The organism is Kocuria sp. ChxB, assembly GCF_044359605.1.
Lineage (GTDB): Bacteria > Actinomycetota > Actinomycetes > Actinomycetales > Micrococcaceae > Kocuria > Kocuria rhizophila.
In genome coordinates this window covers 793,141-813,943 of the sequence record NZ_CP121123.1, presented here as the reverse complement: position 1 = coordinate 813,943, position 20,803 = coordinate 793,141, and the positions used below count along the sequence as shown (strand labels likewise).

Sequence of the window (20,803 nt, the reverse complement as noted above, 5' to 3'; positions counted from 1 at the left end):
TAGGCGCTCGCTAGACTGGATCGGAACCGCTGAAGCCAATCCCAGGAGCATGCATGTCTGCGATCGATCGCGAACAGGTGGCGCACCTGGCGGAGCTTGCACGGATCGAGATGACGGACGAGGAACTGGCCCGGGTGGCCGGGGAACTCGAACTCATCGTCTCGTCCGTGGCCTCCGTCAGCCAGGCCGCCGGACCCGACGTCCCCGCCACGAGCCACCCCCTGCCGCTGCAGAACGTCTTCCGCGAGGACGTGGTGGGGCAGACGCTCACCCAGGAGGAGGCCCTCCTGAACGCCCCGGACGGCCAGGACGGCAAGTTCCGTGTTCCCGCGATCCTGGACGGTGAGTGAGCATGAGCGAGCAGATCATCGAACTCTCCGCCGCTGAGCTGGCGGGCAGGCTCGCTGCCGGCGAGGTCTCCTCCGTGGACGCCGTGCAGGCGCACCTGGACCAGATCGAGGCCACGGACGGCGCGGCGCTGGACGCCTCCGACCGCTCGCGCGGCACGGACGGGCTGAACGCCTTCCTGCACCGCAACACCGAGGAGGCGCTGCGCGTCGCCCGCGAGGTGGACGAGGCCCGCGCCCGGGGCGAGGAACTGCCCGAGCTGGCCGGTGTGCCGGTCGCGGTCAAGGACCTCATCGTCACCAAGGGCCAGCCCACCACGGCGGCGTCCCGGATGCTCGAGGGCTTCATGAGCCCCTACGACGGCACCGTGACCCGCAAGCTGCGCGCGGCGCGGATGCCCATCCTGGGCAAGACCAACCTGGACGAGTTCGCCATGGGCTCCTCCACGGAGCACTCCGCGTTCGGTCCCACCCGCAACCCGTGGGACCTCACCAAGATCCCCGGCGGCTCCGGCGGCGGCTCGGCCGCGGCGGTCTCCGCGTTCCAGGCCCCGCTGGCCCTGGGCACGGACACCGGCGGCTCCATCCGCCAGCCCGCGGCCGTGACCGGCACCGTGGGCGTGAAGCCCACCTACGGCTCGGTGTCCCGCTACGGCGTGATCGCCATGGCGTCCTCGCTGGACCAGGTGGGCCCGTGCTCGCGCACGGTGCTCGACGCCGCCCTGCTGCACGAGGTCGTGGGTGGCCACGACCCCGCGGACTCCACCTCCCTCACGGATCCCGTGGGCGGCTACGCACAGGCCGCGCGGGCCGGCGCCGCGGACGGCGGGCTCAAGGGCCTGCGCGTGGGCGTGGTCAAGCAGCTCACCGGAGAGGGCTTCCAGGCCGGTGTGCAGCAGCGCTTCGAGGAGTCCCTCGAGCTGCTGCGCGCGGCCGGTGCGGAGATCGTGGAGGTGGAGACCCCCAACTTCCAGTACGCGCTGGGCGCCTACTACCTGATCATGTCCTCCGAGGTCTCCTCCAACCTGGCCAAGTACGACGGCGTCCGCTTCGGTCTGCGGGTCACGCCCGAGGGCACCCCGACCATCGAGAAGGTCATGGGCGCCTCGCGCGCCGCGGGCTTCGGGGACGAGGTCAAGCGCCGCATCATCCTGGGCACGTACGCCCTGTCCGCCGGGTACTACGACGCCTACTACGGCTCCGCCCAGCAGGTGCGCACGCTCGTGCAGCGTGACTTCGCCGCGGCGTTCGAGAAGGCCGACGTGCTGATCTCGCCCACCGCCCCCACCACCGCGTTCGACATCGGCGGCGTGGACGAGTCCGCGGACCCCATGCAGATGTACCTCAACGACATCGCCACGATCCCCACCAACCTGGCGGGCATCCCCGCGATCTCGCTGCCCGGTGGACTGGCACCCGAGGACGGGCTGCCCGTGGGCATCCAGTTCATGGCACCGGCCCGCGAGGACGCCCGCGTGTACCGCGCCGGAGCCGGGCTGGAGCGGCTGCTCGCCGAGCAGTGGGGCGGCCCGCTGTGGCAGCACCGCGGGGACGTGGCCGGGACCGTTCGTGACTTTGCGGCCACCGCCGCGCAGGGAGGCAAGTGATGAGCCAGGACGTGCTGTCCTTCGAGGAGGCCCTCGAGCGCTTCGACCCCGTGCTGGGGTTCGAGGTGCACGTGGAACTGAACACGAAGACCAAGATGTTCGACGCCGCGCCCAACGTGTTCGGGGACGAGCCCAACACCAACGTCACCCCGGTGTCCCTGGGGCTGCCGGGTGTGCTGCCCGTGGTCAACGGCAAGGCCGTGGAGTCCGCGATCAAGCTGGGGCTCGCGCTGAACTGCTCGATCGCGGACAAGTGCCACTTCGCCCGGAAGAACTACTTCTACCCGGACACGCCCAAGAACTTCCAGACCTCGCAGTTCGACGAGCCCATCGCGTTCGACGGGCACCTGGACCTGGAGCTGGAGGACGGCACCGAGTTCCGTGTGGAGATCGAGCGCGCGCACATGGAGGAGGACGCCGGGAAGCTCACCCACATGGGCGGTGACGCCGGGCGCATCCAGAACGCGCAGTACTCCCTGGTGGACTACAACCGGGCGGGTGTGCCGCTCATCGAGATCGTCACCAAGCCCATCGTGGGGGCGGGGGAGCGGGCTCCCGAGCTGGCGCGCGCCTACGTGGCGGCCATCCGCGAGATCGTGAAGAACCTGGGCATCTCGGACGCCCGCATGGAGCGCGGCAACGTGCGCTGCGATGCGAACGTGTCCCTGATGCCCAAGGGCGCCACGCAGTTCGGCACGCGCTCGGAGACCAAGAACGTGAACTCGCTGCGCGCCGTCGAGCGCACCGTGCGCTACGAGATCCAGCGCCACGCCGCGGTGCTCTCCGCCGGGGAGAAGGTCACGCAGGAGACCCGCTTCTGGCACGAGGACACCCGCTCCACCACGGCGGGCCGCCCCAAGTCGGACGCGGACGACTACCGCTACTTCCCCGAGCCGGACCTCGTGCCCGTAGTGACCACCGCGGAGTGGATCGAGGAGATCCGGGCCACGCTGCCCGAGCCCCCCGCCGAGCGCCGCAAGCGGCTCAAGGCGGACTGGGGCTACTCGGACGAGGAGTTCCGGGACGTCGTGAACGCCGGCGTGCTGGACGAGATCGAGCGCACGATTGCCGCGGGCGCCTCGCCGGCCACCGCGCGCAAGTGGTGGATGGGCGAGATCGCCCGCCTCGCCAAGCAGCGCGAGGTCGAGATCGCGGAGCTGCCCGTGACCGCGGAGCACGTGGTGGAGCTGGACGGGCTGATCTCCGAGGGCAAGATCAACGACAAGCTCGCCAAGAAGGTCCTGGGCTTCGTGGTCGAGGGTGAGGGCACCCCGGCGGAGATCGTCGAGGCCCGCGGTCTCGCGGTCGTCTCCGACGACGGCGCGCTCTCCACGGCCGTGGACGACGCCATGGCCCAGATGCCGGACGTCGTGGAGAAGATCAAGGGCGGCAAGGTGCAGGCCGTGGGCGCCCTGATCGGCCCCGTCATGAAGGCCACGCGCGGTCAGGCGGATGCGGCTCGCGTGCGGCAGATCATCCTGGAGAAGCTGGGCGTGCAGGGCTGACGCCCTCGCGCTTCTGTCGGCAACGGCCCGGCTCCCCGAACGGGGGGCCGGGCCGTTGCGGTCTCGCGAGCGCCACGCATCCCCTGCCGACCGGCGGGGACCGCGCCGATGGTGTGCAGTGCTCGGGGGCGGACCCAAAGGTGCATGGCCAGCGAACCAGCGGGTGCTGGTGGGGCCCGGACACCGCCCGACGGGGCCCAGGGTGCCCGGGGCTCAGCCCGTGCGGTCCTCGCTGAGTCTCCACTCGTGCAGCCCGCTCTGCTTCGCGGAGTCCGTGCTCACGATCCCGTCGATGCGCTCGCGGATGGCACGGTCCTCCGCGTCCGAGCGGCACACACCGGCGGGGGCGTCCGAGGCCACGGGGCACCACGTGTACGCCCCGCCCCGGGTGTTGGAGCTCGGCGCCCACGCCAGGTCACTCACCCGCCACTGCCCGTCTGCTCCGCAGGCGAACTGGAAGCGGGCCACGATCCCCTGGTTGTTGCTCTCGGTCGAGGGCGGTGCGGACTCGGTGACGTTGTTGCCCACTCCGTAGACGATCCACGTGCCGTGGTAGTTCTCGATGGGCTGCACGCTGTGGGAACCGTGGCCGTACACGGCGTCGAAGGCCCCGGACTCCGCGAGGGCGTGAGCGGTGCGCTGCTGGTAGGCGTCCGCGGTGTCCGTGTACTCCGTGATGGAGTGCATTGCGGCGACCACCACGTCCGCACCCTGCTCGCGGGCCTTCTCCGCCTGCGCCACGGCGTGCGCCACGTCCTGGGCTGCGGTGTCCTCGCCCACGCGCGGGTCCGCGCCGTCCCGCAGGCGGTCGATCCGCCACGGGGTGTCCTGGGGCTTCTCGTTGAGACTGTTGGTGCCCGTGACGATCGCCATCCGCCCGGTGGGGGTGTCCACGATCATGGGCTGCCCGGCGTCCTGCTCGTTCGCGTAGGTCCCGGTGTGCTGCAGCCCGGCGGCATCCAGCGCGGAGACGGTGCGCTCCACTCCCGCCACCCCCTGGTCCACCGCGTGGTTGCTCGCAGAGGTGCAGGCGTCGTATCCCGCGTCCTTCGCGGCCCGCAGGATCTCCGGGGGCACGTTGAACTCCGGGTAGGCCGAGTACGGCCCGCCGGCTTCTGCCACGGGGGTCTCGGCCTGGCACACGGCCACGTCCGCCTCGTCCAGGTAGGGCTTCTGCTGCGCGAACAGGGGAGCGAAGTCGAAGTTCGCGCCGCCGTGCGTGGCGGGGTCCACGGCGAACCGGCTCCACAGCCCCTCGTGGAGCAGCAGGTCACCGGAGACCGCCAGGCTCATGCAGGTGTCCTCCGGGCACTCGGGTCCCTTGCCGGGTCCGGTGGCCCGTGACGTGGTCTCCTCGGGGGTCGACGACGCCGCGGGGCCGCCGCTCTGCCCGGGGTCCGGGGTCGTCCGGGGCGCGGAGCACCCCGTCAGCAGGAGCGCCCCCGCGCAGAGGACCGCAACGCCGGTCCGCAGGGCGAGCCGCGGCGATGAACGGGGGCGGGAGAGATCGGCCATCCGGCGATGCTATCGCGAACGCGGGTGACGGGGACCACCCCTGAGGGGTCGCACACGGACACGACAGCATTTAGGTCATGCACATCTGACGAAATTGCTGTTTCGGCTTCCGTTTCGGCTCCTCAAGAGGTTAGGCTTCCCTAAGTTCTGAAGTCGAGTGAGCGGGGACGGTCGTGGATCGAAGCACCAGCGGGCGGCACCACGGGATGGCCTGCGTGGCGGACCGCGCGGTGTCCCTGGCCCACCGGATGCTGTCCGGTGCCGGGCAGGCCACTGTGGTGGCATACCGGATGCCCGGTCAGCCGGTGCTGACCTCCGTGGCGCACGGCCTCACGGCCAGCGGGGAGCTGGTGCTGGCCGCCACCGTGGACCCCGCATCGGTGGAGCCGGAGCTGCTGGTCACGGGGGAGTCCCTGGACGTGCGGATGGACATCACCAAGGTGGCTCCCGAGCCGGGGGTCCGGATCGTCGCCGCCACCGCCCACATGCTGGCCCGCCTGGAGTGGCTGGACCCCCTGGACGCCGAGCTCCTGGTGGGCACCGGCGAGGTGCCGGAGCTGGTGGCCGCCGTGGCCGCGGCACCGCGCGGGATGCTCGCCGTCCTGGACGTGGAGCGGGTGCTGCTGCACGACGGCTCGGGCGTGACGCCCATCGGGTACGGCGCCCTGCTGGAGCACCACGGCAGCGGGTGCGCCGGGACCGCGCAGGAGATCGAGGCCGCGGGTTTCGACGTGGTGGTGGACGTGGACCGGCTGGACCTGGCCAGCGTGTGCGACGCCGCGGAGCAGGGCTGGGTGCCGTCCCACCTGCTCACCCGCAAGCCGTCCGAGGGTGGGTGCGCGCACACGGTCGAGCGCGACTTCGTGGTGGACGTGGACCTCACGGGGGTCACCATCCTTCGCCACGGGGCGCGGCTCACGAGCGTCTACTTCGTCCCGTTCGTCTCGGAGTGCACCGGAGCGGCGGATCTCACCGACAATCTGCGCGAGCTGCTGGGGGCGCGTGTCGCGGCCTGAGCCGCCAGCGGGTGCCGGCCCCGCAGCGAATGACGAAGACCGCGAGTCGGGTGACTCGCGGTCTTCGTCATGGGTGAGGGTTCGGGCCGGACGCGGTGCACGTGCTCCGGTGGGTGGGCCGCGGTGCCCGCTGGAACGGCCCGGGAATCGCTGCGGTGGCCGATGGGCCGCCGCAGAGGGGGGCTTACGCAGCCTCGTAGCTGCTGCAGTCCGCGTCCGCGGTGACCTCGATGGAGGATGCCGTGCACATCAGGTCCTTGTTGTGCGTGCACTCGAGGCGCTGGCACGCACCCACCTGGCCGTTGGCCGTGGGGAGCCCGCCGCGGGCGTCCAGGGAGATGAACGTGGTGCAGGACGCAGCGGCGCCCTGGCCGCCCACCGTGATGGCGGGGGCGGTGCAGCCGTTGTCGTTGAAGGCGCAGCCGGCGGCGGTGCAGGTGGAAACAGCGGTGAGAGTTGCCATGATCTTCTCCTTCTGGTGCGGGTGGGCGGTGCCCGTCCCGGTGGTCGTGAAAGAAGAATATGGGCATTCCAAGAATTCGGCTAGTAAGCAAAACCTTAGGGTACGGCATTGTTTTCTAATACCGCCGTGGGTTGCCCCAGTAAATTCAGGCAGGACTCAGCAGATTAGGAAAACGCATTGTTTCTTAATCAGGTCAGCACCAGACCGGACAGGGAGTACGCCGCGAAACCCGCGATGAAGCCGATCAGGAAGTTGCGCGAGGCCAGGTTAACCAGCACGGACACCGCCGCTGCGAGCACCAGACGGGACAGCTGCACCCCGGAATCCGCCTCCAGCAGCGTGTAGGCCACCAGGATGAGCATGAGTCCCGCCGGAAGCAGCGCGGACAATTCCTGCAGGTCCTCGCGGTCGCGGTATCTGTGCGCCAGCTGCACGGGAATGAATCGCAGCGCAAAGGTGACGGCGGCGCACACTGCGATGGCGGCGAGCATCTCACACCCCGCTCTCGGGGGTGGGCACACCGTGGCCGGAGCGCGGTCTCTTCACCATGAGCACGCACAGCAGGGCGTAGCAGAGCATGGCGCCGAGCAGGAACAGGTCCCGGGGGAGCAGCAGACCCACGCCGATGGAGGCGAGGGCGGCCGCCAAGATCCTGGTCCGCTGCGCGGCCGCGGTGATGGCGCCCATGAACAGCAGGGAGAAGAGTCCGGTGAGGGCGAAGTCGAATCCGTCCCACGAGGCGGGGACGAGCCCGCCGGCCACAGCGCCCACGGCCGCGCCGAGCACCCAGTACAGGTGGGAGACGCCCTGGATCAGCATCAGCTCGCGCTCGGTGGTGGGGCGCACGCCGCTGGTGATGAGCGCGTAGGCCTCGTCGGTCAACGCGTAGGGGCCGTAGAACCTGGCGAACGGTGTGCGCAGCAGGTGTGTGGGGTAGGAAAAGCCGTAGAACACGTGGCGGGCGTTGACCAAAAGGGTGGTCACGGCGATCTGTGCGAGTCCCGCGCCGGCGGCCACGAGGCCCACGAGCAGGAACTCGATGGACCCTGCGAAGACCACCAGGGCGGTGAGGGGTGCGAGGTAGGGCGCGAAACCCAGGGACACCGAGTAGGCGCCGAAGGCCATGCCCAGGGGCAGGTACCCCATGGCCACGGGCACGGTGACCCGCAGGGCCCAGGCGAGGCTGCCCTTCGCGGAGGTCATGCGGGCACTCCTTGCTGCTGACCGGTGGGGATCCTGGGTCACGGTAGCGCGGACGGCGCCCTGTCACGGACCCGGGGTGGCCGAGGCCGTCTGTAATGTACGACACATGACTTCCGGTTACTCGATTCCCGAACAGCTCGTGACCGTCCCGCGGCTCTCCGGTCTGGCCACCCACCGCGCGGGGCCCGTGGTGGCCCTGCGGCAGGAGCTCTCCTCCGACGCCAAGCGCTACGTGAAGCACGCGTGGGCCGTGCCCCGTCACGGAGAGCCGGTGCAGCTCACCCACGGGGACCACGGAGTCCAGGAGGTCCGCCCCACGTCCTCGGGATCCGTGTGGTTCACCTCAGGCCGGCCCGTGGCCGGGGACGACGCCAAGCGCACCCGGCTGTGGCTGCTCCCCGAGCACGGCGAGGCGCGCATGGTCCTGGACGCCCCGGAGGGGGTGTCGAACCTCGAGCTCGGCGGTGACCGGCTGTTCTTCGTCTCCGGCCTGTTTCCCGCGGCCCGCGGGGCCCGGGAAGAGTTCGCGCGCAACCGCGAGATCCACGACCGCCGCGACGAGACGGGGGTCAGCGGGATCCTCTACGACAGCGCGCCCATGCGCTTCTGGGACCACGACCTCCCCGCCGCGCAGGACGCGCTGTGGTTCCTGGACACCGCCGCCGTGGCGGGCGGCGTCGACCCCGTGGAGGCCGTGCGGCGGGTGGAGCTGCCCGAGGGCCGGCTGGGCCAGTACACCGTGGCCCCGGACGGCACGTGGCTGCTGGCCACCGTGTCCACCCTGCTGCCGGAGGGCACGCAGCGTTCGCAGCTGTGGCGGCTGCCGGTGGCCGCGGAGCACGGTGACGAGGCCGTGCTGCTGCACGACACGGACGAGGCGCAGATGTGGGCTCCCGCCGAGATCAGCCCCGACGGCACCCGGGCGCTGCTCGGGCGCCAGCTGCTGTGGCGCGAGGGCGTGAGCATGGCCGTGTCCGTGTGGGTGCACGACCTCGCGAGCGGCGAGGAGACCGAGGTGGTCCCCGCGGACGAGCACTGGGCGCAGGACCCGCACTGGGTGGACGACGAGACCTTCGTGTGCACCGCCGACCACCGCGGCCGCGGCATCGTGCTGCGCGTGCGCTGCCCGCGTGGCGGAGCGAGCGTGGTCGAGACCGCCGCCGGCGGCCCGGACCAGGACGAGACCTACTCCTCGGTGCAGGTCGCGGGCGACCAGCTGGTGGGGCTGCGCGCGAGCTACGCCCACCCCTTCGAGCTCGTCCGGTGGCCTGTGACGGCCGCGACCGGCTCGGCCGAGCCGGCACCCGTGGCGGGCCTCGTCCCGGAGCACGAGGTCCCCGGTCGCCTGGAGGAGGTCACCACCACGGCGGAGGACGGCACGGAGATCCGGGCGTGGCTCGCCCTGCCGCACCCCGCCGACGACGCCGCGCGGCACCCCCTGCTCGTGTCCGTCCACGGCGGGCCGTGGGGCTCCAACAACCAGTGGAGCTGGCGCTGGAGCCCGTGGCCGTTCGTGGCCCAGGGCTACGCGGTGCTGCTGCCGGACCCAGCGATCTCCACGGGCTACGGACAGACGATGATCGACCGCGGTCAGCAGGAACTGGGTGGCGCGCCGTTCACGGACGTCATGGCCCTGACGGAGGCCGCCACCGCGCGCCCGGACATCGACCGGCAGCGGCAGGCCCTGATGGGCGGGTCCTACGGCGGGTACATGGCCAACTGGGTGGCCACCCACACGGGGGACCGGTTCCGGTGCATCGTCACGCACGCGTCCCTGTGGAACCTGGACACCATGGGCGCCACCACGGACAACACCCTGTGGCGCGAGGCCATGGGGCCCTCCCAGGCGGGCACCTACTCCCCGCACCGGTTCGCGGAGGACATCGAGGTGCCGCTGCTGGTGATCCACGGGGACAAGGACTACCGCGTGCCCATCTCCCAGGGCATCGAGCTGTGGGCGGACCTGCAGCAGCGCACGGGGGTGGAGGGGCACCGCTTCCTGTACTACCCGGACGAGGGGCACTGGATCCTCAAGCCAGCCAACGCGCGCACGTGGTACGAGACCGTGCTCGCGTTCGTGGGTGAGCACGTGCTGGGGCAGGAGAAGGAGCGGCCCGAGCTGCTGGGCTGAGCGGAGAGATCCGTCACGCGTGTGCGGGTGCGTGGGCGGAGGGGAGTAGAATCGCTACGATTCCCCTCTGCCTCTACCTGCGAAGAGAGACTCGTGTATGTCTGAAAACACCGCCCAGCGCGCCGATCTGCGCAACGTGGCCATCGTGGCCCACGTTGACCACGGCAAGACCACCATCGTCGACGCCATGCTCCAGCAGACGCACGCGTTCTCCAGCCACGGAGAGGTCGAGGAGCGGGTCATGGACTCCGGCGACCTGGAGCGCGAGAAGGGCATCACGATCCTCGCCAAGAACACCACGGTGTTCTACGACGGGCCCGCCGCGAACGGCGAGACCATCACCATCAACGTGATCGACACCCCGGGCCACGCGGACTTCGGCGGCGAGGTGGAGCGCGGGCTGTCCATGGTGGACGGCGTGGTGCTGCTCGTGGACGCCTCCGAGGGCCCCCTGCCCCAGACCCGCTTCGTGCTGCGCAAGGCCCTCGAGGCCAAGCTGCCCGTGATCGTGGTCGTCAACAAGGTGGACCGCCCCGATGCCCGCATCGAAGAGGTCGTCTCTGACACCATGGACCTGCTGCTGGGCCTGGCCTCGGACATCGCCGAGGACAACCCGGACCTGGACCTGGACGCCGTGCTGGACGTCCCCGTGGTCTACGCCTCCGGCAAGGCCGGGCGCGCCTCCACGGACCAGCCCGCCAACGGCGAGCTGCCGGACAACGAGGACCTCGAGCCGCTGTTCAAGACCATCATCGAGCACATCCCAGCGCCGTCCTACAACCCCGAGGGCGTGCTGCAGGCCCACGTGACCAACCTGGACGCCTCCCCGTTCCTGGGCCGTCTCGCGCTGCTGCGCATCTTCAACGGCACCCTCAAGAAGGGCCAGACCGTGGCCTGGGCGCGCCAGGACGGCACCATCAAGAGCGTGCGGATCTCCGAGCTGCTCGCCACCAAAGGCCTGGACCGCGTGCCCGCGGAGAGCGCCGGCCCCGGTGAGATCGTGGCCGTGGCGGGCATCGAGGACATAACCATCGGCGAGACCCTCACGGACCTGGAGAACCCGGAGCCGCTGCCCCTGATCACCGTGGACGATCCCGCGATCTCCATGACCATTGGCATCAACACCTCCCCGCTGGCCGGGCGCGTCAAGGGTGCCAAGGTCACCGCGCGCCAGGTCAAGGACCGCCTGGACAAGGAGCTGATCGGCAACGTCTCGCTGAAGATCCTCCCCACCCAGCGTCCGGACGCGTGGGAGGTCCAGGGCCGCGGCGAGCTGGCCCTGGCCATCCTGGTGGAGCAGATGCGCCGCGAGGGCTTCGAGCTCACCGCGGGCAAGCCCCAGGTGGTCACCAAGACCGTGGACGGCAAGGTCCACGAGCCCTACGAGCACATGACCATCGACGTCCCCGAGGAGTACCTGGGTGCGGTCACGCAGCTGATGGCCGGGCGCAAGGGCCGCATGGAGGGCATGAGCAACCACGGCACCGGCTGGGTGCGCATGGAGTTCAAGGTCCCCTCCCGCGGTCTGATCGGCTTCCGTACCAAGTTCCTCACGGACACCCGCGGCGCGGGCATCGCCTCCTCCTACGCGGACGGCTACGAGCCGTGGGCCGGGGAGATCGAGTACCGCACCAACGGCTCCATGGTCGCGGACCGCGCCGGCGTGGTGACCCCGTTCGCCATGATCAACCTGCAGGAGCGCGGCTCGTTCTTCGTGGAGCCCACCTCCGAGGTCTACGAGGGCATGATCGTGGGCGAGAACTCGCGCGCGGACGACATGGACGTGAACATCACCAAGGAGAAGAAGCTCACCAACATGCGTGCGGCCTCCTCGGAGACGTTCGAGAACCTCACCCCGCCGCGCAAGCTCACGCTCGAGGAGTGCCTCGAGTTCGCCCGCGAGGACGAGTGCGTGGAGGTCACCCCGGAGGCCATCCGCATCCGCAAGGTGGTCCTGGACGCCAACGAGCGGCTCAAGGTCGCCCGTCAGCGGGCCCGCGCCTGATCGTGGTCGACCCGAAGTACCCGGGCGGGGGACACGCCATCGCGGGCGCGGCGAACACGCTGCTGCCCGCGGGTGTGGACCCCGCCCGGGCGCGTCTGCTGTTCGTGCACGCCCACCCGGACGACGAGGCGATCAACACCGCCGCGTCCATGGGCCACTACAGCGGCCTGGGCGCCACCACGGTGCTGCTGACCATGACGCGCGGTGAGCGCGGGGAGGTCATCCCGCCCGCGCTGCGCCACCTCGAGGTGGGCCAGCCGGGCTGCCCGGACACGGACGGCACCGCCCTGGGGCTGTACCGGATCTCCGAGCTCGACGCCGCCGCGGCCGCCATGGGTCTCACGGACCGGTTCTACGCGGGGGAGCCTCCCGCCCTGGACGCCTCCGTGGGCTTCGCCAACGGTGCGGGGAAGTACGTGGACTCCGGCATGAGCTGGGGCCCCGACGGCTTCGCCCAGCCGACAGCGGACGTCTCCCCGGCCGCGCTGACGGCTGCGGACCCGGACGAGGCCGCGGCCCACGTAGCCGCCGCGATCCGTGCGCTGCGCCCGCACGCCGTGGTCACGTACGCGGACGACGGTGGCTACGGCCACCCCGACCACGTGGCCACGCACCGGATCACCGTGCGCGCGGTCGAGGCGGCCGCCGCGTCCGACGACGCCGAGGACCCCGCGTGGGACGTGCCCCTGACGTGGGGCATCGAGTCCGAGGTGGACCCGACGGATACGCGTCCCCAGGCCGCGATCCACGGGGACCTCGCGGTCAAGCGCGCCGCCATGGCCGCGCACGCCACGCAGATCGTGCTCGCGGAGGACCCCGCCGATCCCTCGTACACGATGTCCAACGGCGTGCCGCAGTCGATCCACTCCACGGAGACCTTCCGGCTGCTCCGAGGGGACCGGGGATGAGCGGGCAGGACACCCCGCGCCGCGCTGCCCCCTGGGCGGCCGGCTCCTCCGTCCCGGGCACCGGGTCCACTGACGAGGCGCCCGCCGGGTCCTCGGAGCGTGCCGCCACGGGGCCCGTGGACGGCGTGGCATCCGTGTCCAGGCACGACACCTCCGCCGAGCGCACTTCCGGGGTCGGCTCCGACGCGGAAACCGTCGCGCACGGTGACACCGCAGAGACCGTCGCGGCCCGCGAGCGGCCGGGAACGGCGTCGTCGGTGCTGACCGCCGTGCTCACGGGGCTGCTGGTCGGCGCGGTGGCCACGGCCATGCACGGGAACATCTGGTACCTGGACGGCTGGTGGCTGCCGTGGGGTCTCGTGTTCTCCGGTGCGCTGCTGCTGAGTGCCAGCGTGTGGTGCGGCACGTCCACTGAGCGTGTGTGGGCGGCGGCGGTGCCCGGACTCGTGACCTACGTGATCGCGTGGGCCGGGGCGTACCTGCGAGAGGGCTCCGCACTGGTGGTCACCACGTGGCAGGCCCCGATCGGCGTGGTGGGGATCCTGTGGTTCGTGGTGGTCTTCGCGGCCGTCATGTGCTCCGTGATTGTGACGGGCCGTTGGCTCGTGCGCCTGCGGGCGCGGTAGCGTCGGGAGCCCGTCGCTAGAATGAACGACAACTTGGGAACTGAAGGAAAGGTCCGTCACCCGTGACTTACGTGATTGCTCAGCCCTGCGTGGACGTCAAGGACAAGGCGTGCGTGGAGGAGTGCCCCGTGGACTGCATCTACGAGGGTGAGCGCACGCTCTACATCCACCCGGACGAGTGCGTGGACTGCGGTGCGTGCGAGCCGGTGTGCCCCGTGGAGGCCATCTACTACGAGGACGACACCCCCGAGGAGTGGGCGGACTACTACAAGGCCAACGTGGAGTTCTTCGACGACCTCGGCTCCCCGGGCGGTGCCGCGAAGCTCGGCAACACCCACAAGGACCACCCGCTGATCGCCGCTCTGCCCCCGCAGAACCAGGACTGATCGGGTGAGCGAGCGGCGCGGCTTCGGCCTGGACCTGCCCGACTACCCGTGGAACGCGCTGGCCCCGTACCGGGAGCTCGCGCAGCAGCACCCGGACGGTGTGGTGGACCTGTCCATCGGCACCCCCGTGGACCCCACGCCGCTGGTGGTCCAGGACGCCCTCGCGGCCGCTGCGGACGCCCCCGGCTACCCCACCACGCACGGCACGCCCGCGCTGCGGGAGGCCGTGGTCGCGTGGTACGCCGAGCGGCGCGGTGTTCCCGGACTGGACCCGGAGGCCGTGATGCCCACCGTGGGTTCCAAGGAGCTCGTGGCGTGGCTGCCCCTGCTGCTGGGGCTCGGTCCCGGCGACGTGGTGGTGCGCCCCGTGGTGGCGTACCCCACCTACGACATCGGGGCGCGGCTCGCGGGTGCCGAGTCCGTGGCCGCCGACTCCCTGGATGAGCTGGAACCGTCCGTGCGCGCACGCGTGCGCATGGTCTGGGTCAACTCCCCGGGCAACCCCACGGGCATCGTGCGCGACGCCGCCTCCCTGCGTGAACTGGTGGACCAGGCCCGCGCGCAGGGTGCCGTGGTGGTCTCCGACGAGTGCTACGCCGAGCTGGGCTGGGGAGCGTGGGATCCCGCCGAGGGCGGGGAGCCCGTGCCCTCGGTGCTGGACCCACGGGTCAGCGGCGGGGACATGTCCCTGCTGCTCAGTGCCTACTCTCTGTCCAAGCAGTCCAACCTGGCGGGCTACCGCGCGGCGTTCCTCGCCGGGGACCCCGCGCTCATGCCGTCCCTGATCAACTCCCGCAAGCACGCGGGGATGATCGTGGCCTACCCCGTGCAGGAGGCCATGCGCGTGGCCCTGGGGGACACCGCCCACGTGGCCGCGCAGAAGAGCCTGTACCGGCAGCGTCGTGCCGCCCTGAAGCCCGCGGTGGAGGCCTTCGGGCTGAGCATCGAGCACTCCGAGGCGGGGCTGTACCTGTGGGGCGCGGCGGGGGAGGACACCTGGACCACCGTGGAGCGCTTCGCCCGCCTGGGCATCGTGGTGGGCCCCGGGACGTTCTACGGCGAGGCCGGGCACGGCTTCGTCCGGCTGTCCCTGACCGCCACGGACGAGCGCATGGCCGCGGCCGTGCAGCGCCTGGAAGGGGCGGTCTGACAGCACCCCGTGCACCGGGGCAAGTGGAATCACGCTCGCACTAGCGAGTAGGTTGGTGCAGGATCACACCGTGTCCCGCCCGGTGCCCGTGCCCTCCCGCCGCCACGACGGTGTGGCGGCATGCGAGGACGCACCGATCAGCGGAACACCCGAGAAAACCGTGAAGGACTCACCATGGCAGAGGCCAAGAAGAACACCGGCAAGGTGGAACTGAGCTACGACAAGGACAAGACCCTGGACCTCCCCGTGCTGGAGGTGACCGAGGGCAACAAGGGCTACGGGATCGGCTCGCTGCTCAAGGAGACCGGCAACGTCAGCTTCGACCCCGGTTTCGTCAACACCGCGAACACCCGCTCCTCGGTGACGTACATCGACGGCGCCCAGGGCATCCTGCGCTACCGCGGCTACCCGATCGAGGAGCTCGCGGAGCACTCCAACTTCCTGGAGACCGCCTACCTGCTGATCTACGGCGAGCTGCCCACGCGTGAGCAGTACGAGGACTTCCAGCACCGGATCACCACGCACACCATGGTGCACGAGGACATCAAGCTGTTCTTCAACGGCTTCCCGCGCTCCGCGCACCCCATGCCCGTGCTCTCCTCGGCCGTGTCCGCGCTGTCCACGTTCTACTCGGACTCCCTGGACCCGTTCAACAAGGAGCACGTGGAGATCTCCACCATTCGCCTACTCGCCAAGGTCCCCACCCTGGCCGCGTACGCGTACAAGAAGTCCGTGGGCGAGCCGCAGCTCTACCCCCACAACAACCTCAACTACGCGGAGAACTTCCTGCGCATGTGCTTCGGCGTGCCCGCCGAGGAGTACGAGGTGGACCCGGTGGTCGCCAAGACCCTGGACATCCTGTTCATGCTGCACGCGGACCACGAGCAGAACTGCTCCACCTCCACCGTGCGCCTGGTGGGCTCCTCCCACGCGAACATGTTCGCGTCCGTCTCCGCGGGCATCAACGCCCTCTACGGCCCGCTGCACGGCGGCGCCAACGAGGCCGTGCTGGCCATGCTGGACCAGATCCAGAACCGTGGGCTCTCCGCGGACGAGTTCATGGAGAAGGTCAAGAACAAGGAGGACGGCGTCCGCCTCATGGGCTTCGGGCACCGTGTCTACAAGAACTACGACCCCCGCGCCCGCATCATCAAGGGCTACGCGCACGACGTCCTGGCCAAGATGGGCGGCAACAACGAGCTGCTGGACCTGGCCATCGGCCTGGAGGAGAAGGCGCTCGCGGACGACTACTTCGTGGAGCGCAAGCTCTACCCGAACGTGGACTTCTACACGGGCCTGATCTACAAGGCCATGGGCTTCCCGGAGAAGATGTTCACGGTGCTCTTCGCGATCGGACGCCTGCCCGGCTGGATCGCCCAGTGGCGCGAGATGATCGAGGACCCCGAGACCAAGATCGGCCGTCCCCGCCAGCTCTACGTGGGCGAGGGCGAGCGCCACTACCCCACGGCCAACTGAGCCGGCCGGCACTGCCGGTACGACGCCGCCCCGGTCACCTTCTCGGTGACCGGGGCGGCGTTCTCGTGGGGCCCGGCGCGGACGCCGGGACGGAGGCGGTCGCAGGGGTGCCGTGCGGCTCTGCTGCGCGTCCAGGCGCCCCTGACCCGGGCCGGCGCGCGGGCGGCGTCGGGCCCGGGACCGGGGGAGGGTCTCAGCCCTCGTAGCCGTTGGGGTTGTTCTTCTGCCATTTCCAGTGGTCCCGGCACATGGTGTCGATGTCCCGGTCCGCGGACCAGCCCAGCTCCGCGAGGGCGGACGCGGGATCCGCGTAGGACACGGCGGCGTCGCCGGGGCGGCGCGGGGCGATCTCGTAGGGGATCTCCCGGCCGGAGGCATTCTGGAACGCCTCCCGGACCTCCAGGACCGAGTAGCCGCGGCCGGTGCCCAGGTTCCACACGTGCACCCCGGGGTCCTCGCTGATGCGGTCCAGGGCCCTCAGATGCCCGTCCGCGAGGTCCACCACGTGGATGTAGTCACGCACGCCGGTGCCGTCCGGGGTGGGGTAGTCGTCCCCGAAGACCATGAGCTTCTCGCGCCGCCCCACGGCCACCTGGGCGACGAACGGCATGAGGTTGTTGGGGATGCCCGAGGGGTCCTCGCCGATCCGACCGGACTCGTGGGCGCCCACGGGGTTGAAGTAGCGCAGCAGCGCCACGGACCAGCGCTCGTCCGAGGCCGCGAGGTCCGTGAGCATGTCCTCGATGTGCTCCTTGGTGCGCCCGTAGGGGTTCTGGGCGTCCATGGACAGCTTCTCGGTCAGCGGCATGGTCTCCGGCGCGCCGTACACGGTGGCGGAGGACGAGAACACGATGCTGCGGCAGTCGTTCTCCTCCATGGCCCACAGCAGGTTCACGGTGCCGGAGACGTTGTTGGTGTAGTACCACAGGGGCTTCTGTGCGGACTCGCCCACGGCCTTGAGCCCGGCGAAGTGGATCACCGCGTCCGGGTGGTGGTCGCGGAACACCGTGTCCAGGCCGGAGCGGTCCAGCAGGTCCACCTGCTCGAACGCCGCCACGTCACGACCGGCCAGTTCGGCCACGCGGTCCAGGGACGCGCGGGAGGAGTTGGAGAGGTTGTCCAGAACGACCACGTCGTGGCCGGCCTCCAGCAGGGCGAGGACGGTGTGCGAGCCGATGTAGCCGGTTCCCCCGGTGACAAGAATCTTCATGGGCTCCACCCTATCCAGTGCACCCGGGAAACACGGGTGGCCGGGCTCCCCGTCTCCCGGGAACCCGGCCACCTGCCGGCGGACGACGCCGCCCGCGTCAGTTCGCGTGCAGCTGCGCGTTCAGCTCCACGGTGCCGTTGCGGCGGGGCAGGGCCTCCACCGCGCCCGTGGTGGAGTTGCGGCGGAACAGCAGATTGGAGACGCCCGAGAGCTCCGAGGCCTTGACCACGCGGGGTTCCGCGGCGGCGTCGAGCAGGGAGACCCGGGTGCCCGCGGTGACGTAGAGCCCGGCCTCGACCACGCAGTCGTCTCCCAGGGAGATACCCACGCCCGCGTTCGCGCCCAGCAGGCAGCGCTCGCCCAGGGTGATGCGCTGCTTCCCGCCCCCGGAGAGGGTGCCCATGATGGACGCGCCGCCGCCGATGTCCGTGTGGTCGTGGACCACCACGCCCGCGGAGATCCGGCCCTCGACCATGGCAGCGCCCAGGGTGCCAGCGTTGAAGTTCACGAAGCCCTCGTGCATCACCGTGGTGCCCTCGCCCAGGTGCGCCCCCAGGCGCACGCGGTCCGCGTCCCCGATGCGGACACCGGAGGGGACCACGTAGTCCACCATGCGCGGGAACTTGTCCACGCCGAACACCGTGACGGCCCCGCCGGCGCGCAACCGCAGCAACGACCGGGTCAGCTCCTCGGCGAGCACCGGACCGCGGCTCGTCCACGCCACGTTGGCGAGCAGGCCGAACACCCCGTCCAGGTTGAGCGTGTTGGGCTGCGCGAGCCGGTGGGAGAGCAGGTGCAGCCGCAGGTAGGCGTCGGCGGTGTCGCGGGGGGCCTCGTCGAGGTCGATCACCGTGGTCACGATCTCGGAGCGCACGTTGCGGTCCGGGTCCGTGGTCGCGGCCACGCGCAGGTCCGCCTCGTAGCTGGAATCGGGGTTCGCGCTCAGGGCCGGGGCGGGGTAGAAGACGTCCAGGACGGTCCCCGCGCGCTCGCCGGCGTCCACCACGGTGGCCAGGCCCACGCCCGAGGCGACGCGGGAGTTGACGGTGCTCTTGCTCGTTGAAGTCATGGCTCCATCCTAAGCGGGTAGGCGTGCCGCACCTTCCTGCCAGGGCCTCTGTGCCCGACGCCGCCGCACCAGCCTGCCGGGCGGTAGCCGGGTCGTTCGCGGTGGGCCCCAGGGCCCCGGTGACTAAGCTGGCCGCCATGGCAGCCGATCAGCAGACACCCGTACTCGACCTCAGCATGGACCCCGCGGACCTCACGGCCGCGCTCGTGGACGTGGAGTCCGTCTCGGACCATGAGGGGCCGCTCGCCGACGCCGTGGAGGCGGCCCTGCGCGAGCTGCCGCACCTCACGGTGCACCGGGACGGGGACACCGTGGTGGCCCGCACCGAGCTGGGGCGTGCGGAACGGGTGATCCTGGCCGGGCACCTGGACACCGTGCCCCTGCCCACCGTGGAGGGTGCCCTGGGCGCGGTGCCGTCCGTGCGGCGTCGTGAAGGAGACCGGGACGTGATCTACGGCCGCGGCACCACGGACATGAAGGGCGGGGTGGCCGTGCAGCTCGCGCTGGCCCACGAGCTGAGGGAGCCGAACCGGGACGTCACGTACGTGTTCTACGACCACGAGGAGGTCTCCAGCGACGCCAGCGGTCTGGGGCGCGTGATGCGCAACGCGCCGCAGCTGCTCGAGGCGGACTTCGCGGTGCTGCTGGAACCCACCAACGGCACGGTGGAGGGCGGGTGCAACGGCACCATGCGCTTGCGGATCACCACCCACGGCAAGGCCTCGCACTCGGGGCGCGCGTGGATCGGGGACAACGCGATCCACAAGCAGGCGGAGCTGCTGGAGCGGCTGGCGCGCTACGAACCGCGGACCATCACCGTGGAGGGGCTGGACTACCGCGAGGGGCTCAACGCCATCCGGATCGGCGGGGGAGTGGCCGGCAACGTCATCCCGGACACCGCGTGGGTGGAGGTCAACTACCGCTTCGCCCCGGACAAGACGCTGGAGCAGGCGCAGCAGCACGTCCGTGAGGTGTTCGAGGGGTACGAGATCGAGTGGCAGGACCTCTCCCCGGCGGCGCGGCCCGGACTGGACCGCCCGGCAGCCGCGCAGTTCGTGGCGGCGGTGGGCCAGGAGCCCATGCCCAAGTACGGCTGGACGGACGTGGCCCGGTTCTCCGAGGCCGGGGTGCCCGCCGTGAACTTCGGTCCCGGGGACGCCCTGCTGGCCCACACGGACGACGAGCACGTGGTCGACGACGCCGTGCGCGCGTGCCACCGTGCCCTGTCCCAGTGGTTGTCCTGATCCGCCACGTAGCCTGAGCCCATGACTTCCCAGCACACGACCACCGATCCCCAGACGCCGTCCGCCGGTCCCGCCGAGCGCCACAAGGGCCCCGTGGTGCTGCGCCGCGGCCAGCTGCAGCGCCGCACCTCCGACCAGCGCTTCCTGGACCAGCGCCCCGCGGAGCCGGACGACTTCACCCGCACGGACCCGTGGCGCGTGCTGCGCATCCAGGCGGAGTTCGTGGAGGGCTTCGACGCGCTCGCGAACCTCGGCCCCGCGATCACCGTGTTCGGCTCCGCGCGCACCGCCCCCGGGCACCCCGAGTACGAGCTGGGCCGCGAGCTCGGGCGGCAGATCGGCGCCGCGGGCTACGCCGTGATCACGGGTGGTGGCCCCGGTGTCATGGAGGCCGCGAACCGTGGTGCCGTGGACGTGGGCGCCCACTCCGTGGGCATCGGCATCGAGCTGCCCCACGAGCAGCACCTGAACCACTGGGTGGACCTGGGCATCAACTTCCGGTACTTCTTCGCGCGCAAGACCATGTTCATGAAGTACAGCCAGGGCTTCGTGGCGCTGCCCGGTGGCTTCGGCACCCTGGACGAGCTGTTCGAGGCGCTGACCCTGGTGCAGACCGGCAAGATCACCCGCTTCCCCGTCATCCTGGTGGGCACCGAGTACTGGGGTCCGCTGCTGGACTGGATCACGGGCACCCTCGTGGCCGGCGGCAAGGTGGGCGAGGCGGACCTCGACCTGCTGCGCGTGGTGGACACCGCCGAGGAGGTCCTGGAGATCCTCACGTCCGTCCACGCCGAGGACCCCGGGATTCCGGTGGACGACGCCGCCGCACCCCGTTCTGCGGCCCGCCCCGGTTCCCCCGACGTCACCCCGGACCACGACCTCCCAGGGGAAACCGCTCCCGGATCCGAGGCATGAGCCGGTCCCGGGACACGGGGCGGAGGC

General features: G+C 70.8%; 19 protein-coding genes. 13 read left to right on the top strand and 6 right to left on the bottom strand.

Going from position 1 to position 20,803, the window contains the following annotated elements; all coding sequences use genetic code 11:
* Nucleotides 1–53: 53 nt before the first annotated feature.
* The 3 genes from gatC to gatB are packed head-to-tail and all read left to right on the top strand — an operon-like array spanning nt 54 to nt 3,459.
* Nucleotides 54–350 (top strand): Asp-tRNA(Asn)/Glu-tRNA(Gln) amidotransferase subunit GatC, encoded by a 297-nt coding sequence (gene gatC, locus P8S73_RS03490; RefSeq protein ID WP_019309493.1) that lies wholly within the window; start codon nt 54–56, stop codon nt 348–350.
* A 2-nt stretch (nt 351–352) separates the two neighbouring features.
* On the top strand, nt 353–1,954 hold the full coding sequence (gene gatA / locus P8S73_RS03485; protein ID WP_223246051.1) for an Asp-tRNA(Asn)/Glu-tRNA(Gln) amidotransferase subunit GatA: 1,602 nt from the start codon (nt 353–355) through the stop codon (nt 1,952–1,954).
* Nucleotides 1,954–3,459 (top strand): Asp-tRNA(Asn)/Glu-tRNA(Gln) amidotransferase subunit GatB, encoded by a 1,506-nt coding sequence (gatB, locus tag P8S73_RS03480; protein WP_102613190.1) that lies wholly within the window; start codon nt 1,954–1,956, stop codon nt 3,457–3,459. Before gatA ends, gatB begins: the two co-directional genes overlap by 1 nt.
* A gap of 213 nt (nt 3,460–3,672) precedes the next feature.
* On the opposite strand, the gene P8S73_RS03475 is transcribed toward gatB, so the two are convergent.
* Nucleotides 3,673–4,974 carry a CapA family protein gene (locus tag P8S73_RS03475; RefSeq protein WP_102613189.1) on the bottom strand — a complete coding sequence of 434 codons (1,302 nt, stop codon included), beginning with the start codon at nt 4,972–4,974 and terminating at the stop codon, nt 3,673–3,675.
* Between the two features lie 173 nt (nt 4,975–5,147).
* On the opposite strand from P8S73_RS03475, the gene P8S73_RS03470 reads away from it, so the two are divergent.
* Nucleotides 5,148–5,990: a hypothetical protein gene (locus P8S73_RS03470; protein WP_223246050.1), complete on the top strand. Its 843-nt coding sequence runs from the start codon at nt 5,148–5,150 to the stop codon at nt 5,988–5,990.
* A 184-nt stretch (nt 5,991–6,174) separates the two neighbouring features.
* Here P8S73_RS03470 and P8S73_RS03465 read toward each other — a convergent pair whose 3' ends face one another.
* The 3 genes from P8S73_RS03465 to P8S73_RS03455 all read right to left on the bottom strand — a co-directional run bounded on the left by P8S73_RS03465 (nt 6,175) and on the right by P8S73_RS03455 (nt 7,656).
* Nucleotides 6,175–6,453: a DUF1540 domain-containing protein gene (locus tag P8S73_RS03465; RefSeq protein ID WP_039101730.1), complete on the bottom strand. Its 279-nt coding sequence runs from the start codon at nt 6,451–6,453 to the stop codon at nt 6,175–6,177.
* A gap of 188 nt (nt 6,454–6,641) precedes the next feature.
* The gene (locus P8S73_RS03460) at nt 6,642–6,944 is read right to left on the bottom strand and encodes an AzlD domain-containing protein (protein ID WP_019309487.1); all 303 of its coding nucleotides are present in this window, start codon (nt 6,942–6,944) and stop codon (nt 6,642–6,644) included.
* Nucleotide 6,945: 1 nt separating this feature from the next.
* A complete protein-coding gene (locus P8S73_RS03455; protein ID WP_102613187.1) occupies nt 6,946–7,656 on the bottom strand; it encodes an AzlC family ABC transporter permease in 711 nt (236 codons plus the stop codon).
* A gap of 106 nt (nt 7,657–7,762) precedes the next feature.
* Between P8S73_RS03455 and P8S73_RS03450 the strand changes: the two genes are divergently transcribed.
* The 7 genes from P8S73_RS03450 (at nt 7,763) to P8S73_RS03420 (ending at nt 16,338) form a co-directional block, all read left to right on the top strand.
* Nucleotides 7,763–9,787, top strand: a complete 2,025-nt coding sequence (locus tag P8S73_RS03450; protein WP_102613186.1) for a prolyl oligopeptidase family serine peptidase — start codon at nt 7,763–7,765, stop codon at nt 9,785–9,787.
* A gap of 97 nt (nt 9,788–9,884) precedes the next feature.
* Entirely contained in the window at nt 9,885–11,792 is a 1,908-nt protein-coding gene (typA, locus tag P8S73_RS03445; protein ID WP_102613185.1) for a translational GTPase TypA, read from the top strand.
* Between the two features lie 2 nt (nt 11,793–11,794).
* Nucleotides 11,795–12,700 carry a PIG-L family deacetylase gene (locus P8S73_RS03440; RefSeq protein WP_124109261.1) on the top strand — a complete coding sequence of 302 codons (906 nt, stop codon included), beginning with the start codon at nt 11,795–11,797 and terminating at the stop codon, nt 12,698–12,700.
* Nucleotides 12,697–13,326, top strand: coding sequence for a hypothetical protein (locus P8S73_RS03435; RefSeq protein ID WP_102613183.1), 630 nt, complete (start codon nt 12,697–12,699; stop codon nt 13,324–13,326). Before P8S73_RS03440 ends, P8S73_RS03435 begins: the two co-directional genes overlap by 4 nt.
* A 62-nt stretch (nt 13,327–13,388) precedes the next feature.
* Complete coding sequence (gene fdxA / locus P8S73_RS03430; RefSeq protein WP_019309481.1) at nt 13,389–13,712, top strand: ferredoxin; 324 nt, start codon at nt 13,389–13,391, stop codon at nt 13,710–13,712.
* Nucleotides 13,713–13,716: 4 nt separating this feature from the next.
* Entirely contained in the window at nt 13,717–14,862 is a 1,146-nt protein-coding gene (gene dapC, locus P8S73_RS03425; RefSeq protein WP_102613182.1) for a succinyldiaminopimelate transaminase, read from the top strand.
* 174 nt (nt 14,863–15,036) lie between these two features.
* A complete protein-coding gene (locus P8S73_RS03420) occupies nt 15,037–16,338 on the top strand; it encodes a citrate synthase (RefSeq protein WP_102613181.1) in 1,302 nt (433 codons plus the stop codon).
* Nucleotides 16,339–16,531: 193 nt separating this feature from the next.
* On the opposite strand, the gene galE is transcribed toward P8S73_RS03420, so the two are convergent.
* Nucleotides 16,532–17,548 carry a UDP-glucose 4-epimerase GalE gene (galE, locus tag P8S73_RS03415; protein WP_102613180.1) on the bottom strand — a complete coding sequence of 339 codons (1,017 nt, stop codon included), beginning with the start codon at nt 17,546–17,548 and terminating at the stop codon, nt 16,532–16,534.
* A 97-nt stretch (nt 17,549–17,645) separates the two neighbouring features.
* Complete coding sequence (dapD, locus tag P8S73_RS03410; protein ID WP_102613179.1) at nt 17,646–18,617, bottom strand: 2,3,4,5-tetrahydropyridine-2,6-dicarboxylate N-succinyltransferase; 972 nt, start codon at nt 18,615–18,617, stop codon at nt 17,646–17,648.
* 137 nt (nt 18,618–18,754) lie between these two features.
* Between dapD and dapE the strand changes: the two genes are divergently transcribed.
* Together dapE and P8S73_RS03400 are read left to right on the top strand one after the other, a co-directional pair.
* On the top strand, nt 18,755–19,861 hold the full coding sequence (gene dapE / locus P8S73_RS03405) for a succinyl-diaminopimelate desuccinylase (RefSeq protein ID WP_039101739.1): 1,107 nt from the start codon (nt 18,755–18,757) through the stop codon (nt 19,859–19,861).
* A gap of 21 nt (nt 19,862–19,882) precedes the next feature.
* Nucleotides 19,883–20,776, top strand: a complete 894-nt coding sequence (locus P8S73_RS03400) for a TIGR00730 family Rossman fold protein (RefSeq protein ID WP_102613178.1) — start codon at nt 19,883–19,885, stop codon at nt 20,774–20,776.
* The last annotated feature ends 27 nt before the right edge of the window (nt 20,777–20,803 follow it).

Coding starts and splice junctions, on each gene's coding strand:
- gatC (WP_019309493.1), top strand. CDS start 54: ATGTCTGCGATCGATCGCGAACAGGTGGCGCACCTGGCGGAGCTTGCA.
- gatA (WP_223246051.1), top strand. CDS start 353: ATGAGCGAGCAGATCATCGAACTCTCCGCCGCTGAGCTGGCGGGCAGG.
- gatB (WP_102613190.1), top strand. CDS start 1,954: ATGAGCCAGGACGTGCTGTCCTTCGAGGAGGCCCTCGAGCGCTTCGAC.
- P8S73_RS03475 (WP_102613189.1), bottom strand. CDS start 4,974: ATGGCCGATCTCTCCCGCCCCCGTTCATCGCCGCGGCTCGCCCTGCGG.
- P8S73_RS03465 (WP_039101730.1), bottom strand. CDS start 6,453: ATGGCAACTCTCACCGCTGTTTCCACCTGCACCGCCGCCGGCTGCGCC.
- P8S73_RS03460 (WP_019309487.1), bottom strand. CDS start 6,944: ATGCTCGCCGCCATCGCAGTGTGCGCCGCCGTCACCTTTGCGCTGCGA.
- P8S73_RS03455 (WP_102613187.1), bottom strand. CDS start 7,656: ATGACCTCCGCGAAGGGCAGCCTCGCCTGGGCCCTGCGGGTCACCGTG.
- P8S73_RS03450 (WP_102613186.1), top strand. CDS start 7,763: ATGACTTCCGGTTACTCGATTCCCGAACAGCTCGTGACCGTCCCGCGG.
- typA (WP_102613185.1), top strand. CDS start 9,885: ATGTCTGAAAACACCGCCCAGCGCGCCGATCTGCGCAACGTGGCCATC.
- P8S73_RS03435 (WP_102613183.1), top strand. CDS start 12,697: ATGAGCGGGCAGGACACCCCGCGCCGCGCTGCCCCCTGGGCGGCCGGC.
- P8S73_RS03420 (WP_102613181.1), top strand. CDS start 15,037: ATGGCAGAGGCCAAGAAGAACACCGGCAAGGTGGAACTGAGCTACGAC.
- galE (WP_102613180.1), bottom strand. CDS start 17,548: ATGAAGATTCTTGTCACCGGGGGAACCGGCTACATCGGCTCGCACACC.
- dapD (WP_102613179.1), bottom strand. CDS start 18,617: ATGACTTCAACGAGCAAGAGCACCGTCAACTCCCGCGTCGCCTCGGGC.
- dapE (WP_039101739.1), top strand. CDS start 18,755: ATGGCAGCCGATCAGCAGACACCCGTACTCGACCTCAGCATGGACCCC.
- P8S73_RS03400 (WP_102613178.1), top strand. CDS start 19,883: ATGACTTCCCAGCACACGACCACCGATCCCCAGACGCCGTCCGCCGGT.